Origin of the sequence: Paenibacillus tabacirhizosphaerae (assembly GCF_040812395.1) — a bacterium.
Classification (GTDB): Bacteria; Bacillota; Bacilli; order Paenibacillales; family NBRC-103111; genus Paenibacillus_E.
The window spans coordinates 496,074-511,041 of record NZ_JBFNXH010000003.1 but is presented as its reverse complement, the minus strand read 5'-3'; the positions used below and the strand labels follow the sequence as shown (position 1 = coordinate 511,041).

Genomic DNA, 14,968 nt, shown 5'->3' with positions numbered 1-14,968 from the left:
GCAAAGTTCCCTTTTGTATGTATTTCAGGAAGATCTTGTTCACTTACCGAGGAGGAATTCAGATGAAGCTTCATTGTGCGGAGTGCGGGACTCAATTACCGGCAAACAAATTTGCTTATCAATGTTCATGCGGGGGCTTATTGGAAGTGGTCCATGATTTTCGGGATGCGGATGCGGACCGATTGAAACGGTTGTTTGATGATCGATTGGCGTTGCGCATGAGCCCATATGCTTCCGGTGTTTGGCGTTATAAGGAACTCATTGCGCCTGAGCTGCCTGAGAGGATGATAACGACCAAATATGAGGGGAATACCGGGTTATACGCAGGTTCCGATTACCAGCAGCAGTACGCAGGCATGAGGCGCCTTTGGTTTAAAGCGCAAAGCGAGAATCCGAGTGGATCCTTCAAAGATAACGGAATGACCGTAGCCGTATCGCACGGCCGTTCACTCGGATACAAGCATTTTACTTGTACTTCGACCGGCAACACTTCATCTTCCTTAGCCATGTATGCGGCATTCGGAGGGGATATATCTTGCGTTTTTGTGCCCAATAAGGATATTTCCTACAATAAAGTATTGCAAACGCTGGCCTATGGAGCAATTGCCCTTAGCTTTGAGGGGACGTATGACGACGGGATTCGCTTTTTGGAAAAGCATGCGGAAGAATTAGGCCTCTATGTCTGTAACTCCGTGAATCCGCTGCGGATTGAAGGCCAGAAGAGCATTGTGTATGAAATCGCTCAATCGATGAAATGGCAGCTTCCCGATTGGATTGTGCTGCCAGGCGGTGCGCTTAGCAATGCGACGGCACTCGGTAAGGGGCTCCGCGATCTCAAAGAGCTAGGTTTCATCGAGCGGCTTCCGCGCGTCGCGGTTGTTCAAGCGGAAGGCGCGAGTCCCTTCCATGAGATGATGGCAGAGGGCAAGGAGCAGCTTGTGCCGCAAAGCTGGCCATACACCCGCGCCTCTGCGCTAAACATCGGCAACCCGCCAAGCTGGCGCAAAGCCCGGCGGGTGCTGGAGGCGACAAGAGGCGTCACGACAAGTGTCAGTGACGCCGAGATCCTCGATGCCAAGGCGGTCATCGACCGCAGCGGCATCGGCTGTGAGCCCGCGTCGGCGGCTGCGCTCGCCGGCCTGCGCAAGCTTGTCCGCGAAGGCATCGCGGACAAGGACGAGACGGCCGTCTGCATACTGACGGGCCATCTGCTCAAAGACACCGATGCGCTGCAGGAGTACCACTTGGACGCCAAGTGGCCCTCAGCTGCGCATCGGAATGCACTGCTTTCGTCTTCGCTAACTCTCGAAGACGTTGGCATTCATCTCCGTGCTGCTGCCTGCGCACGGAGCTAGTTCATCTGACGGAAGCGTTCCGGCGTCAGTCCCACATGCTTGCGAAAGCTCGCCACGAAATGGCTCGCATCGCGAAAACCCACCTGCTCCGCCACATCCTTCACGGTCATGTGCTGCTGATTCAGCAGCATTTCCTTGGATTTGCGGAGCCGCATCAGAATCAAATACGAATAAGGCGAAAGCCCGAAAGCATGCTGAATTAACGTATTCATATGCCGGGGGGTTACCTTAAGAATGCTGGACATCTCCGCAAGACCGATATCAGGATTGCTGTAGTGCTGTTCCAGCCAATCGAGCAACGGCTGAAGCAGCGTTATTTGACTTGTGATTGAAGCACGGTTGTTGACTTGACCGTGCTTTTTGAGCATGGTCAGAAAGTGATACAAATCCGCAGAGGCGTCATAGCCGGTGTACTCGGCTCCAGCTTCTGCGTGTAGAAGCATTCGCTCTAACGCGTATTGTAGCGAGGAGTGTTCCTCCCAACGGAAGATCGCGGATTCATTCAAGCCAAGCGTACTTAGGATAGATTCTGCCAATTTGCCGCCGAATGTGATGTATTGTGTACACCATCTTTCACTGACCGTCCAATAAGCATGAGGTTTTCCTGGAAGCAGAAGGGCACCTGATCCCCTTTGCATGTTAAAGCTTTTGCCGTCTAACCAGAACTCGCCTTCGCCTGAAAAAGTCTGAAGCCAATGATAGCAAGGGTAACCATGATCCCGGACGAATTTTTCCTGATCTTCGTGATGGCCGATACTCTCAATAAATAATGGAAACGGTTGCCCAGCGGATGGCGTTAATTCAAATCTTTTATGCATAGTCTAAACCTCAGTTCCATTTTCTTATATTAGCATGTAAGAATATTATATTTTAAGCAGGATGAATATCCAATACAATGGTTGTATTCTTATATTCAATTCATGTCAATAGACAGGGAGTGTTCATTTTGCTTAGTGAGAAATTGCCAAAGATCTGGTATGGCGGAGATTATAATCCGGAGCAGTGGGAAAAGTCCGTAATGGAAGAAGATTTGCGGATGTTTAAGCTTTCAGGCATTGATGTGGCGACTCTAAACGTTTTTTCGTGGGCGCTTTCACAACCGAATGAAGATAGCTATCATTTCGAATGGTTGGATGACATCATTGATCGGTTGCACAAAAGTGGGACATACGTTTGCTTAGCGACAAGTACAGGCGCACACCCGGCATGGATGGCTAAAAAATACCCGGATGTGCTAAGAGTAGATTTTGAAGGGCGTAAACGCAAATTCGGGGGAAGGCATAATTCATGTCCAAATAGCCCTACCTATCGCAAATATTCAGAGCGAATCGCCGAAAAGCTTGCCGAGCGTTACAAAAATCATCCTGCTGTTTTGATATGGCATATTTCTAATGAGTACGGGGGTTATTGTTACTGCGATAACTGCGCTAATGCTTTTCGCGGATGGCTGCAAACACGCTATACAAGCCTTGAAAACCTGAACAAAGCGTGGAACACGCGGTTTTGGGGACATACTTTCTATGAATGGGACGAAATTGTACCGCCAAATGCGCTCTCCGAGGAATGGGGGAATGAAAAGACGAGCTTCCAAGGCATTTCGCTGGACTATCGCCGCTTCATGTCGGCTAGCTTGCTGGAATGTTACAAACTGGAGTACGATGCGATCAAAAAGCATACCCAGCACTTGCCTATTACAACGAATTTAATGGGAACATATAAAGAATTGGATTATTTCAAATGGGCCGAACATATGGATGTAGTTTCATGGGATAACTATCCGTCGTTAGATACGCCGTTCAGCTTGACGGCGATGACCCATGATCTTATGCGTGGATTGAAACAAGGCCAACCGTTTATGCTCATGGAGCAAACGCCAAGCCAACAGAACTGGCAGCCTTACAATGCGCTCAAACGTCCAGGTGTCATGAAACTTTGGAGCTATCAAGCGGTTGCTCGCGGAGCCGATACAGTCATGTTCTTCCAACTTCGAAGATCGGTCGGTGCCTGTGAGAAATATCACGGAGCCGTTATCGAGCATGTCGGCCATGAACATACCCGCGTTTTCCGTGAATGCGCGGAATTAGGTGCCGAGCTGCATGGCCTATCGGACAGCTTGCTTGATGCGAGAGTCCACGCGCGAGTAGCCATTGTCTATGATTGGGAAAATCGTTGGGCTGTCGAGCTGTCCAGCGGACCAACCGTAGCGCTGAAATATGTGGACGAAGTCCACAAATACTACGACGTATTGTTCCAGCAAAATATCCAAGTCGATCTCATCGGAACTGACACGGATTTATCGGGATACGACATCGTTATTGCCCCCGTTCTTTATATGGTGAAAACCGGTTACGCAAAGCGAGTGGAGGATTTTGTCCAAGCTGGAGGAACGGTTTTAACGACGTTTTTCAGTGGCATTGTGAATGAATCCGATATTGTTACATTGGGCGGTTACCCCGGTGAACTAAGAAAGGTATTAGGGATATGGGCGGAAGAAATCGATGCGCTTTTCCCGGGTCAAACCAATCAGATTGTGGTGAACGATTCGTGGGGAGTACTAAAGGGAGCGTATTCCTGCGATTTGCTTTGCGATTTGATTCATGCCGAGGGTGCAGAGATTAAAGCTGTTTACGGCAAAGATTTCTATCGTGGCATGCCTGCTCTAACCGTTAATTCATTTGGCGCAGGGAAAGCCTGGTATTTAGCAACTAGTCCAGAGCCATCTTTCCTTCAGGGATTGCTGGCCAACTTATGCAAAGACAAAGGGATCACGGCCCCTATCCCTCCAGTTCCAGGCGTTGAGGTTTCGATCCGTAGCAAAGACGGCAACTCCTTCTTATTCATCTTGAATCACAATGCCGAATCTGTTGATGTGAAAATAGGTACTCAACCGATGAAAGATATGTTGACCGGACAAACATTCGTCCATACTGCAACACTCGCTGAAAAAGGCGTTCTCATTTTAGCAACAGAATAAAGCGTGTTTGTTTCCCTTGCCAGAAGCCTCTATCTGCATATTAAGAGATAGAGGTTTTTTTGCTTTATAGGAAAAATTTTACTATAGTTAGGTCATAGAGAGAAAGATTACTAGAAGATAGCGCATAGAGGGAGGAAACAATTTGAACGAACAACAGCACTTATATATATGTTCGGATTCAATAGGAGAAACAGCTGATGCTGTGGCGAGAGCCACGATTCGTCAATTTAACACAGAACAAGTGAAAATCAAACGTTACGGCCATGTCAGCCAAGAAAACGAAATTAGGCAGATGCTTCAAGAAGTGGCGGCGGCGGGAGGTTTTGTCGCTTATACACTCGTTCAACCGGAACTGCGGGATTTGATGAAATCGGAAGCGCTTCGGCTAGGTGTTCGGGCCGTTGATATAATGGGACCTATGCTTCAGGCGTTCATGGATACATACGGTGATGCTCCGAAACGCCAGCCCGGTCTGCTGTATGAGATGAACGCGGACTATTTCAGAAGAGTGGAAGCCATCGAATTTGCCGTGAAATATGACGATGGCAAAAGTACCCGCGGCATGGTCCAAGCGGAGGTTGTGCTCATCGGGGTATCCCGAACCTCGAAAACACCACTAAGCATCTTCTTAGCCCACAAAGGATTAAAAGCCGCTAATCTGCCCATCGTTCCAGAATTAAAGCCGCCTTCAGAATTATTCAAAATCCCGAAAAAACGTATTATCGGTCTCACCATGGATGCCGATCATATCCTTCAAATTCGATTAGAGAGACTTAAAGCAGTAGGCCTTCCTGAAGGTTCCAAGTACGCCACACTTCATCGTATCCATGAAGAACTCGATTACGCTCACGCCCTTATGCAACAGCTTGAATGTGCGGTTATCAATGTTACTAACAAAGCGATCGAAGAAACAGCCGGCATCATTGTCGAAACCATTCATGGCAAAAATTACTGAAGTGAAATTATATAGAATCCGACATCTAAATTTCAAAAATCCAAAATCTGCAGCTGGTTCGGTTTTCTGAAACAAGACTTCCTGTTATATATACAAAATGAAGATGTAACCTATTTGAGCTAGTCCAACACAGTCTTCATGAATCCAATAATTAAGTATGAGTCATAGCGTCTTTATTAAATCGAGAGGCAATCGAAAAGGAGGACAAAAAAGCAAATTAATTGATAAAGTAGTATGAGTGCAGGAGTTATATCTAAAAGAAGCTGATAGGAAGGTGAATTAAGGAGTTTAAGATTTGCAGTTACAGCGGATTGATGATTGGGTTGTTTTGACCAGTTTGGCTGACATTACTGGACTACCAGATCTACAAGATCTACAAGGCCCATCAGGCCTATCGAGTCTAACAGGTCTACCATGACTAACCCAACCGATCTGACCATTTTTTCTGATCTAAGAAAAGTAGGATTGGGAACGAATTGGTTAGGTAAATGTTCCTTTCAAAGTGAATTTTCATTATTTTGTAGATATAACAGGAAATGAGTTTACGCAACAAGCAAGCCCGAGTAGTTTCTTATGATATCCTCATACACCTCGAGAACGCGCTAAATTTACATTTATATCCTAAAAAGAAAAAATAAATATTAAATTCAAAATTATATGCTATACTAAAATAGAACAAATGTTTGGTATTCGAGGTGTGATCATGGAGAAGCGGTCAGTTGATATCGGTTCACGAATCTTTCATACAGAAGAAGACTGTGAAACTTACTTGATGAACATGCGTTGGCCAAGCGGGTTTTGCTGCCCTCGGTGTGATCATTCGGTTGCTTATTCAATTGAAAGCCGAAGACTACTTGAATGCTCATCATGCAAAATGCAGGTTTCATTTACGGCTGGAACCATTATGCATAAATCAAAGCTTCCATTGCTAGTTTGGTTTCGTGCCTTACAGGTGATTATTCAAGATGAATCAAGCTGTACGCCTAGCAGTTTGTCGGCCATATTGGGCATTAATTATCGCAGTGCTAGGTTACTGCTTCAAAAAATAAACTTTGCCTATCTCAAACAGGAAAACAGAATCCAACTTTTTGAGAAAATGAAGAAGTCAGTTTCCAAAAATACATTGGTGAATCTAGATGAGTCAGAAGATCAATTGGACTTTTCCTCAGAATTACAAGTGATCGTGGAAAGAGTTTCTGAACAATCCACAAATTTTTCTTATATGTGGTTTCGCAGTGCGCTGCTATCAGCTATCGGAGTGATGCGCTCGTTCTTTGCTTGAAAAAAATTTGCATGCAACGACTACCTTGTTGAGGTTTGTTGACGCTCCTCTGATTTTGGGGCATGATAGATGGGTGATCTTGTTTTAGAAGCAAAGTAGTTTGCTGGCAGGGGGAGTGGGCATTGAATTCTAAAAAAACCTTACAAGTGCCTATTTATTTTTATCGAAAATTCATTTCGCCGTTAAAGCCGCCTACTTGCAGGTTCTATCCTACATGCTCGCAATATGCGCTTGAAGCGATAGAAGTACACGGGGCATTGAAAGGCTCTTGGCTATCCGTGAAGCGGATATGTAAATGCCACCCTTTTCATCCCGGAGGCGTCGATCATGTGCCGCCCGTAAGCAAATCGCCTTATACGGATCATCCTGCTTGACATGCAGCTCCTTTTTTCGATATATTTTCCTTAAGCATTTCATATTCATTCGATGAACGGATAAGTACAAGCGGATGCCTATCAACAGAGAGCCGGGTCAGGTGAAAGCCGGTGTAGGAGCAGGTTTGGAAGATGGTCCTGGAGAATAAGCCTTCGAGCTGCCTAGTTTTGCCGGTTATCCCAATAATCGACACTGGGAGTAAGCTGGCTTCGTGTCCCAGCGTTAATGGGCAAGTCGTCAAAGACTTACTGAGCCCCGAGCTTGTGAAAGACGGGGAAACCTGGGTGGTACCGCGTGAGTTCAGCTCTCGTCCCAAGATGGATGAGGGCTTTTTGTGTTTTCTAAAATGTGCTGGGAGGAACGAATGATGTCAACAGAAACGAAATCATTTTATATCACTACGCCGATTTATTACCCAAGTGATAAGCTGCATATCGGTCATGCCTACTCCACTGTAGCAGGAGATGTGATGGCCCGTTACAAAAGGCTGCGCGGCTTTGATGTTAGGTATTTAACAGGGACGGATGAACATGGACAAAAGATTGAACGCAAGGCACAGGAAAAAGGGACTACACCGCAGCTTTTTGTAGATGGCATTGTTTCTGGCATTAAAGAGCTATGGGCGAAGCTCGATATTTCCTATGATGATTTTATCCGCACGACGGAAGATCGCCATAAAAACGCCGTGGGGAAAATTTTTCAACGCTTAGTGGACCAGGGCGACATTTATCTGGGGGAGTATGAAGGCTGGTATTGCGTGCCTTGTGAAACTTTTTTCCCTGAAAGCAAGCTGGTGGACGGCAAGTGCCCGGATTGCGGGCGACCAGTTGAGAAGATGAAGGAAGAGACGTATTTCTTCCGCATGAATAAGTACGTGGATCGACTAGTCCAATACTATGATGACAACCCGGATTTCATTCAGCCTGAATCTCGTAAAAATGAGATGCTGAACAATTTCATTAAGCCGGGACTTGAGGATTTAGCTGTATCTCGTACGACTTTTGACTGGGGAATCAAAGTTCCGGGGGATCCCAAACATGTGATTTATGTGTGGATTGATGCTCTTTCGAACTACATCACTGCGCTAGGCTATGGTTCAGAGGACGAAAGTAAGTTTCGCCAGTATTGGCCGGCTGATGTTCATTTAATGAGTAAGGAAATTGTTCGCTTCCATACGATTTATTGGCCGATTATGCTAATGGCGTTGGATCTTCCGCTGCCTAAGAAAGTATTTGCTCACGGATGGCTGCTCATGAAGGACGGCAAGATGTCCAAGTCGAAAGGCAATGTGGTTGATCCGGTTACATTGATTGACCGTTTCGGTCTTGATGCGTTGCGTTACTATCTCATGCGCGAAGTGCCTTTTGGCGCGGACGGCACGTTCACGCCGGAAAGCTTTGTTGAGCGGGTCAATCATGACCTTGCGAATGATCTCGGGAATCTACTGAACCGTACGATCGTGATGATTGATAAGTATTTTGCAGGCCTGATTCCCGCGTATGTTCCTGGTGCTACCGAGTTTGACGAAAGCCTTCTGGAGGCTGTTCGTTCCGCGGTCGCGAAGTACGAAGAAGCGATGGAGAAGATGGAATTCTCCATTGCGCTCGCGGCTGTGTGGCAGCTCATCAGCCGCACGAACAAATATATCGACGAGACGCAGCCGTGGTCGATGGTGAAAGATGAGGCCAAGCGCGGAACCCTTGGCTCTGTCATGTATGTGCTGGCGGAGTCCCAGCGCATCTCTTCCGTTCTGCTGCGTCCTTTCCTGACGAAGACGCCGCAACTGATTTGGCAGCAGCTAGGCTTAGCTGCTGAAGATTTGCCACGCTTGACCTCATGGGAAAGCGTGCAAACCTTCGGTGCTCTCCCTACAGGCACCAAGGTGCAGAAGGGAGAGCCCATGTTCCCGCGTCTGGACGTGGAGGCAGAAGTCGCCTACATCGCCCAGGCTATGGGGGGCGGCGTCACTGCGAATGCCGCCGAAGCGGAAACGGCAGCACCTGCGGTTGCTGCCGCAGCGGTGCCCGCGCCGGAGCCGAAGGAAGCCATCGGCATCGATGACTTTGCCAAGGTGGAGCTTCGCGTGGCGCAAGTGCTGTCAGCCGAGCCTGTGAAAGGCGCGGATAAGCTCTTGAAGCTGCAGCTCGACCTTGGGTACGAGCAGCGCCAGGTTGTTTCGGGCATCGCGAAGTTTTACTCGCCCGAGGACCTGGCTGGACGCAAAGTGATTTGCGTCACGAACTTGAAGCCCGCTAAGCTGCGCGGCGAGCTGTCGCAAGGGATGATCTTAGCCGCTTCGCATGGTGATCAACTTACATTGGCGACAGTACCGGACAGCATGCCGAACGGCGCTATTGTCAAATAATTAACTTCAACCCCAGTTCCGGCTCTGCCAGAACTGGGGTTTTGTTCATGGGGTGATTTTTTTCTGAATGGGCATCCTATAGGAAAAGAACTAACGGAGTGAGACACATGAATGTACATTTTCTTGTGAAAGCTATTGTTGTTGTAGGCATTTCCATGATTTTCTCAGCATGCACGCTTTTTGGCGGCGGCAAAGCTACTAAGCAGCAAAATAATTCGGATCCATCGAAAGCGCAAAGCGGTGATGGAAAGGGCAGTATTATCAATCAAGAATTGAAGAAGCAGTATGACATGTACCAGGAAATCATTCAATATCAATCAGAGCAGGACAAAAAGGTCCTCCAGCAATCAGAGGAAAGGTATAAAAAGTTGAAGCAAGAGAGTGATAAGGCTACTAAAACTGAGGAGAAAGGTACCTCTAGTTCATCGGCTAACCAGGAAAAATCAACGGGGTCAGGCTCGGATCAGGCTAAAAATAAAAAAGAAGGAGACAGCAGTAATTCCGATGGCGGTTCTGATTAGTTCATGTATAGAGAAGAACAATGCTCACTAAATAGCCACTCGGTGAAGAAGTTCACAGATTGGCTTTTATTTATGCGATTAAGCTATGTTCTGTATTGACATCGAAGTTGCCTATTCGTATAATCAAGATCGTTAATAAAAAAAATTACGATTTAGATAGTGCGGGGGTTTATCATGCGTAAAATGATCGGTATTTATATAGGGATTTTGGCTCTTTTCGGGCTTATATTGTCTGGATGTGGCAATGGCTCAAGTTCGAAAGCGGAGCTCGTTGAAGGAAAAGTAAATGTCATAACAAGTTTCTACCCACTTTACGATTTTACGCGGAATATTGGCGGCGATTATGTTCATGTCATCAATCTCGTTCCAGCGGGTGTAGAACCTCATGACTGGTCGCCTAAAGGCAGAGATTTGAAAAATATGACCAATGCTCAAGTATTCGTGTATCAGGGAGCAGGCTTTGAAGGTTGGGTTCAAGACTTCTTGGGAAGTATTCCTGCTGATTCCAAACTTGGTGTTGTGGAAGCCAGCAAAGGGGCAGATTTAATCAAAACCTCTGAAAATAAAGATCAATTTGATCCGCATGCCTGGTTAAGCCCGTTAAATGCGGTGAAAATGGCTAATAATATTAAAGATGCGCTTATTCAAGCAGATCCGGCGCACAAAGCTGTCTTCGAGCAAAACTACAATATTTATGCCGCTAAGCTGGCTGAATTGGATAAGCGTTACAAGGATGAGCTTGCTCGAACATCCAAGAAGGAAATTGCGGTTTCCCACCAAGCCTTTGCCTACCTTTGCCGGGATTATGGCTTGACGCAATTGTCCATCATGGGATTGTCCCCTGATGCAGAACCTACAGCTCAGGATTTGAAAAAGATGAATCAATACATTAAAGACCATGGCATTCAATATATATTCTTTGAAGAACTGGTTTCTGATAAGCTGGCGAAAACGTTAGCAAAGGATGCAAAGGTTTCAACTATGGTTTTGAATCCGCTAGAAGGATTGACGGAGCAGCAGCTTCAGGCTGGCGATGATTATATTTCGGTTATGGATAATAATTTGAAAAATCTCGTGAAAGCTTTACAATAATGAAGAATGCAAGGGGAATTTAATAGGTAAGGAGTTTCGCTGATGGATAATAGCAGCCAGCAAAAGTGCCATAACAGCATTGTTTCTATAGATAATGTCTCATTTTCTTATGAGCATAAAAAAGTGATTGAGAAGCTGCGCTTTGACGCGCTAGAAAGGGATTTCGTCGGTGTCATCGGTTCCAACGGCGCAGGTAAAACCACACTACTCAAAATGCTCGTCGGTTTGTTAAAGCCGACGGAAGGCGAGATCCGTCTTTTCGATCGTCCGATCAGCAAGTTCAAGGATTGGGAGCGGATTGGATATGTCCCGCAGAAAAATGCCTTTAACCCGTTGTTTCCGGCAACGGTTCGGGAGATTGTGCTGTCAGGCATGTACAGCAAAAAACGGGTCTATCGCCGGCTTTCCAAAGCCGACGTCCAGAAAGCCGAGGATGCGATGCTTGCCATGCGCATCGAGGACTTGGCTGACCGGCGGATCGGCCAGCTGTCCGGCGGTCAACAGCAGCGCGCTTTCCTCGCGCGCGCGATTGTCAATAACCCGGAGCTGCTCATTTTAGACGAGCCGACGGTCGGCATCGATGCGGAGACGCAGGCCGGTTTCTTTCGGATGATTCGGCACATGCACCAGCATCATCATATGACGTTCATCATGGTATCGCATGATATGGACATGATGCAGTCTTATCTAGGCACGCAGCCGCAGCAAGTAAGCGGCGGCATCAAATTTTATGTGAAGCATACTCATGATCCCGAAGATTGCCGAGAGACGAACTTAACTCACTCCATCGGCCAAATTCGCGAGATGATCGGAGTACAGTAAGGAGCGGGCATCTTGGACATTTTTACGGAATATTTTTTTCAGAGAGCTTTAATTGGAGGCATTTTAATTGGTCTCACGGCGCCGTTAATGGGCGTTTTTCTTGTCCTTCGACGGTTATCGATGATCGGGGACACGCTTGCGCATGTTTCCATCGCAGGCGTCGCGCTGGGATTTCTTATTAATATCTATCCTCTAGGCGTGGGGCTTGTTTTCGCGCTGTTAGCTTCGTTTGCGATTGAACGGCTGCGGAAAGCCTACAAAACATATGCTGAGCTCTCGATCGCCATTATTATGTCAGGCGGTGTGGCGCTTGCGACACTTCTTTTTACGCTTGGCAAAGGGTTTAATATGAATGTCATGAGCTACTTGTTCGGCAGCATTTATACGCTTGATTCTACAGATCTATGGGTTGTTTTTGGAGTATGTTTGCTTGTGGTTGGGGTTATTGCTTTTCATTTTAAAGAGTTTTTCTTGATGTTCTTTGATGAGGATGCAGCAAGTGTAAGTGGACTTCCATTGAAATTTTATAATATGATGATTACGATGCTGACGGCATTAGTGATCTCAGTTGCGATCAAAATTGTGGGAGCTCTCTTGGTTTCTTCCTTATTGACGATTCCTGTTGCCTGCAGCCTTCTCATTGCGCGAAGCTTCAAGCATTCCGTGTTTCTGGCTGTGCTGTTCTCTGAAATTGCTGTAGTCATCGGATTGATTATGGCTGGCGTCTGGGATCTCGCTCCGGGAGGAACTGTCGTTCTCACATTAATCGCGCTGCTAATCGGAATTATTCTGAAAAGAGGATTGAGAATTTAATATGGATTCAGTGAATTTATGGATCGCCCTTTGGGCGGGGATTGCATCATTCATTTCGCCCTGCTGCTTGCCATTATATCCTTCCTATCTTTCGTACATAACGGGCATATCGGTTAGTGAATTGAAGTCCGGGCAATCGTCATCAGCCGTTCGTCGGCGGACTATGCTCCATACTTTATGTTTTATCGTTGGATTTTCTATCATTTTTTATGCGTTAGGTCTAACCGCAGGTTTTCTTGGCAATTTCTTCATTGATTACCGTGATTTATTGCGGCAAATCGCCGCCATTTTAATTTTCATCATGGGACTGTTTCTGCTCGGCATTTTCCAACCGCAATGGCTTATGAAAGAGCGCAAGCTGAACATTAAATTCAGACCTGCAGGTTATCTGGGGTCGGTTCTGATTGGCATGGGCTTTGCCGCTGGCTGGTCACCATGCATTGGACCCATCTTGTCGGCAATATTAGCTTTAGCGACAACAGAGCCAGGCACTTGGTTCCAATTGACGACGGCTTATTCCTTAGGGTTTGCAATTCCATTTTTTGTTTTATCGTTTTTCATCGGATCTACCCGCTGGATTCTGCGTTATTCCAATACCATTATGAAAATAGGAGGGGGACTCATGGTGCTGATCGCGATTCTGCTTTATACGGGCAAAATGACGCAAATCACGCTATGGCTCAACAGCATAACCCCCGATTGGTTAAAGTTTTAAGTTCATCTTTTAAGTGAAATATTCGATCTTGGCCTCAGGGAATTTGTCAAAGATTTGTTCGGTGATAAATTCCCTAAGCGCATTTGCCTGCTCATCGGGATACACATACTTCCCTTGTCCCCAACGCCCCCACTTGTATTTCCGTTTCTCTTCATCCATCTCCAGCTTTGTCTTCGGATATCGTTTCTGAATCACAGTTTTGGCTGTTTTCGTGAACCGATGTTGAATCATTTCAAATGTTAGATCTCTAGTCGCCTCGATCGGCAGTTCGTTGCGCAGCCGCTCTAATAACAGCTTGTAGCCGTCTTCCCAGCCGTCGTGCCAAACAATCGGCGCAATGATGAATCCAAGCGGATATCCAGCCTTGGCTACTTTGCCTGCCGCTTCAATCCGTTCATGGAATTTGGATGTGCCGGGTTCAAAGTTTTTGATCACATAATCCGCATTCACACTAAAGCGAAAGCGGGTGTGTTTATTGTGCTTGGCGTCAAGCAAAGGTTCCACATGATGATATTTGGTCACAAATCGCAGACGTCCGTGCTCCTGCTGCCCCATGAATTCAATGAGCTGCTTCAATGAGCCCGAAATATGCTCTAGGCCGACAGGGTCTGACGTACAGGCCGCTTCAAATCGTGTGACTTCAGGTTCGCGTTCTTCGATGTACTTTTGGGCGGCGCTAAGGATATCATCGATGTTGACATATATGCGAATGTAAGGCTTCGCTCCAAGTGTTGTCTGCAGGTAACAGTAATGGCAATGCCCCATACAGCCTGTCGCAATGGGAATGGCATATTCGGCAGACGGTTTAGAGGTGTCGAATTTCAACGTTTTACGGATGCCAACGACGAGGGTTCGTTTTGCGATGCGATACTTTTCCAGTTCTGATTCTCCCGGCAGGTCGCGGATTTGATTATGGGAGGTTGTCATGTGAATCTCCAGTCTTTGCTGCTGAGCCCATTCATAAATTTGCCGACCTTTGGGATAATTCATTGCATTCGGCTCAAAATATACAAGCTCAGGGACGAAAAGATCGGTGCTGGGCGCGGGAGGTCTAAGCAAATCTGTTGACATAACGGGCTCCTTCCGGCATCGTGATGAAAGCTGTTAGGTTAATCTTTAGTGTGCCAAGGCGGTAAGTATTGAATCATGGGAGATTTGACCGCATCTACGTTGATGGATTATGATAAGTAATGCAATGGACAGGAAATAAAGAAGCAGGGGGAAACAAAGCAATGGCTACACCAAGCATGGAAGACTACCTGGAGAGAATATATAAACTCATTGACGAGAAAGGCTACGCTCGTGTCTCCGACATTGCTGAAGGACTAGAGGTGCATCCCTCATCGGTTACGAAAATGATTCAAAAATTAGATAAAGACAATTATCTGATTTACGAAAAATATCGCGGGCTTATGCTGACCTCCAAAGGGAAAAAGATGGGTAAGCGTTTAGTGGACCGCCACCAATTGCTGGAGGAATTCTTAACAACCATCGGTGTCCAAGAGGATAATATATATAAGGATGTAGAAGGTATTGAGCATCATCTGAGCTGGGATTCCATTACCTGCATTGAAACGCTATTGGAGTATTTCCGGCGCGATCCGAATCGAATGGAAGGACTTCTCCAAGTTCGGAAAGAGTTGGAATCGGAAAGTTGATAGAGAATAGACAGACAGAGTCCCAGCAAGGGCACTCTGTT

14 protein-coding genes are annotated in these 14,968 nt (G+C 46.5%); 12 read left to right on the top strand and 2 right to left on the bottom strand.

Annotation, left to right across the window (positions count from 1 at the left end; genetic code table 11):
- Positions 1–62 precede the first annotated feature (62 nt).
- Positions 63–1,355, top strand: a complete 1,293-nt coding sequence (gene thrC / locus ABRS97_RS08275; RefSeq protein WP_367812785.1) for a threonine synthase — start codon at positions 63–65, stop codon at positions 1,353–1,355.
- Here the strand turns inward: thrC and ABRS97_RS08270 are convergent.
- Positions 1,352–2,173, bottom strand: a complete 822-nt coding sequence (locus tag ABRS97_RS08270) for an AraC family transcriptional regulator (protein WP_367812783.1) — start codon at positions 2,171–2,173, stop codon at positions 1,352–1,354. The genes thrC and ABRS97_RS08270 overlap by 4 nt on opposite strands.
- Before the next feature lie 128 nt (positions 2,174–2,301).
- Here ABRS97_RS08270 and ABRS97_RS08265 point away from each other — a divergent pair, with 128 nt between their 5' ends.
- From ABRS97_RS08265 to ABRS97_RS08220, 10 genes are all read left to right on the top strand, one after another.
- Complete coding sequence (locus ABRS97_RS08265; RefSeq protein WP_367812781.1) at positions 2,302–4,329, top strand: beta-galactosidase; 2,028 nt, start codon at positions 2,302–2,304, stop codon at positions 4,327–4,329.
- A 142-nt stretch (positions 4,330–4,471) separates the two neighbouring features.
- Positions 4,472–5,284 (top strand): pyruvate, water dikinase regulatory protein, encoded by an 813-nt coding sequence (locus tag ABRS97_RS08260; protein WP_367812779.1) that lies wholly within the window; start codon positions 4,472–4,474, stop codon positions 5,282–5,284.
- Between the two features lie 703 nt (positions 5,285–5,987).
- Positions 5,988–6,566 carry a transposase gene (locus tag ABRS97_RS08255; protein ID WP_367812777.1) on the top strand — a complete coding sequence of 193 codons (579 nt, stop codon included), beginning with the start codon at positions 5,988–5,990 and terminating at the stop codon, positions 6,564–6,566.
- 122 nt (positions 6,567–6,688) lie between these two features.
- Positions 6,689–6,940: a membrane protein insertion efficiency factor YidD gene (yidD, locus tag ABRS97_RS08250; RefSeq protein ID WP_367812775.1), complete on the top strand. Its 252-nt coding sequence runs from the start codon at positions 6,689–6,691 to the stop codon at positions 6,938–6,940.
- Positions 6,941–7,308: 368 nt separating this feature from the next.
- The gene (gene metG / locus ABRS97_RS08245; protein ID WP_367812888.1) at positions 7,309–9,306 is read left to right on the top strand and encodes a methionine--tRNA ligase; all 1,998 of its coding nucleotides are present in this window, start codon (positions 7,309–7,311) and stop codon (positions 9,304–9,306) included.
- Positions 9,307–9,413: 107 nt separating this feature from the next.
- Entirely contained in the window at positions 9,414–9,827 is a 414-nt protein-coding gene (locus ABRS97_RS08240; RefSeq protein ID WP_367812773.1) for a hypothetical protein, read from the top strand.
- A 174-nt stretch (positions 9,828–10,001) separates the two neighbouring features.
- Positions 10,002–10,919 carry a metal ABC transporter substrate-binding protein gene (locus ABRS97_RS08235; RefSeq protein WP_367812771.1) on the top strand — a complete coding sequence of 306 codons (918 nt, stop codon included), beginning with the start codon at positions 10,002–10,004 and terminating at the stop codon, positions 10,917–10,919.
- A 42-nt stretch (positions 10,920–10,961) separates the two neighbouring features.
- Complete coding sequence (locus ABRS97_RS08230; protein ID WP_367812769.1) at positions 10,962–11,741, top strand: metal ABC transporter ATP-binding protein; 780 nt, start codon at positions 10,962–10,964, stop codon at positions 11,739–11,741.
- A 12-nt stretch (positions 11,742–11,753) separates the two neighbouring features.
- Entirely contained in the window at positions 11,754–12,554 is an 801-nt protein-coding gene (locus ABRS97_RS08225; RefSeq protein ID WP_367812767.1) for a metal ABC transporter permease, read from the top strand.
- Between the two features lies 1 nt (position 12,555).
- Positions 12,556–13,269, top strand: coding sequence for a cytochrome c biogenesis CcdA family protein (locus ABRS97_RS08220; RefSeq protein WP_367812765.1), 714 nt, complete (start codon positions 12,556–12,558; stop codon positions 13,267–13,269).
- Between the two features lie 9 nt (positions 13,270–13,278).
- On the opposite strand, the gene splB is transcribed toward ABRS97_RS08220, so the two are convergent.
- Positions 13,279–14,340, bottom strand: coding sequence for a spore photoproduct lyase (gene splB / locus ABRS97_RS08215; RefSeq protein ID WP_367812763.1), 1,062 nt, complete (start codon positions 14,338–14,340; stop codon positions 13,279–13,281).
- Between the two features lie 161 nt (positions 14,341–14,501).
- Between splB and mntR the strand changes: the two genes are divergently transcribed.
- Entirely contained in the window at positions 14,502–14,927 is a 426-nt protein-coding gene (gene mntR / locus ABRS97_RS08210; protein ID WP_367812761.1) for a transcriptional regulator MntR, read from the top strand.
- Positions 14,928–14,968 lie beyond the last annotated feature (41 nt).

Coding starts and splice junctions, on each gene's coding strand:
- thrC (WP_367812785.1), top strand. CDS start 63: ATGAAGCTTCATTGTGCGGAGTGCGGGACTCAATTACCGGCAAACAAA.
- ABRS97_RS08270 (WP_367812783.1), bottom strand. CDS start 2,173: ATGCATAAAAGATTTGAATTAACGCCATCCGCTGGGCAACCGTTTCCA.
- ABRS97_RS08255 (WP_367812777.1), top strand. CDS start 5,988: ATGGAGAAGCGGTCAGTTGATATCGGTTCACGAATCTTTCATACAGAA.
- metG (WP_367812888.1), top strand. CDS start 7,309: ATGTCAACAGAAACGAAATCATTTTATATCACTACGCCGATTTATTAC.
- ABRS97_RS08240 (WP_367812773.1), top strand. CDS start 9,414: ATGAATGTACATTTTCTTGTGAAAGCTATTGTTGTTGTAGGCATTTCC.
- ABRS97_RS08235 (WP_367812771.1), top strand. CDS start 10,002: ATGCGTAAAATGATCGGTATTTATATAGGGATTTTGGCTCTTTTCGGG.
- ABRS97_RS08230 (WP_367812769.1), top strand. CDS start 10,962: ATGGATAATAGCAGCCAGCAAAAGTGCCATAACAGCATTGTTTCTATA.
- ABRS97_RS08220 (WP_367812765.1), top strand. CDS start 12,556: ATGGATTCAGTGAATTTATGGATCGCCCTTTGGGCGGGGATTGCATCA.
- splB (WP_367812763.1), bottom strand. CDS start 14,340: ATGTCAACAGATTTGCTTAGACCTCCCGCGCCCAGCACCGATCTTTTC.
- mntR (WP_367812761.1), top strand. CDS start 14,502: ATGGCTACACCAAGCATGGAAGACTACCTGGAGAGAATATATAAACTC.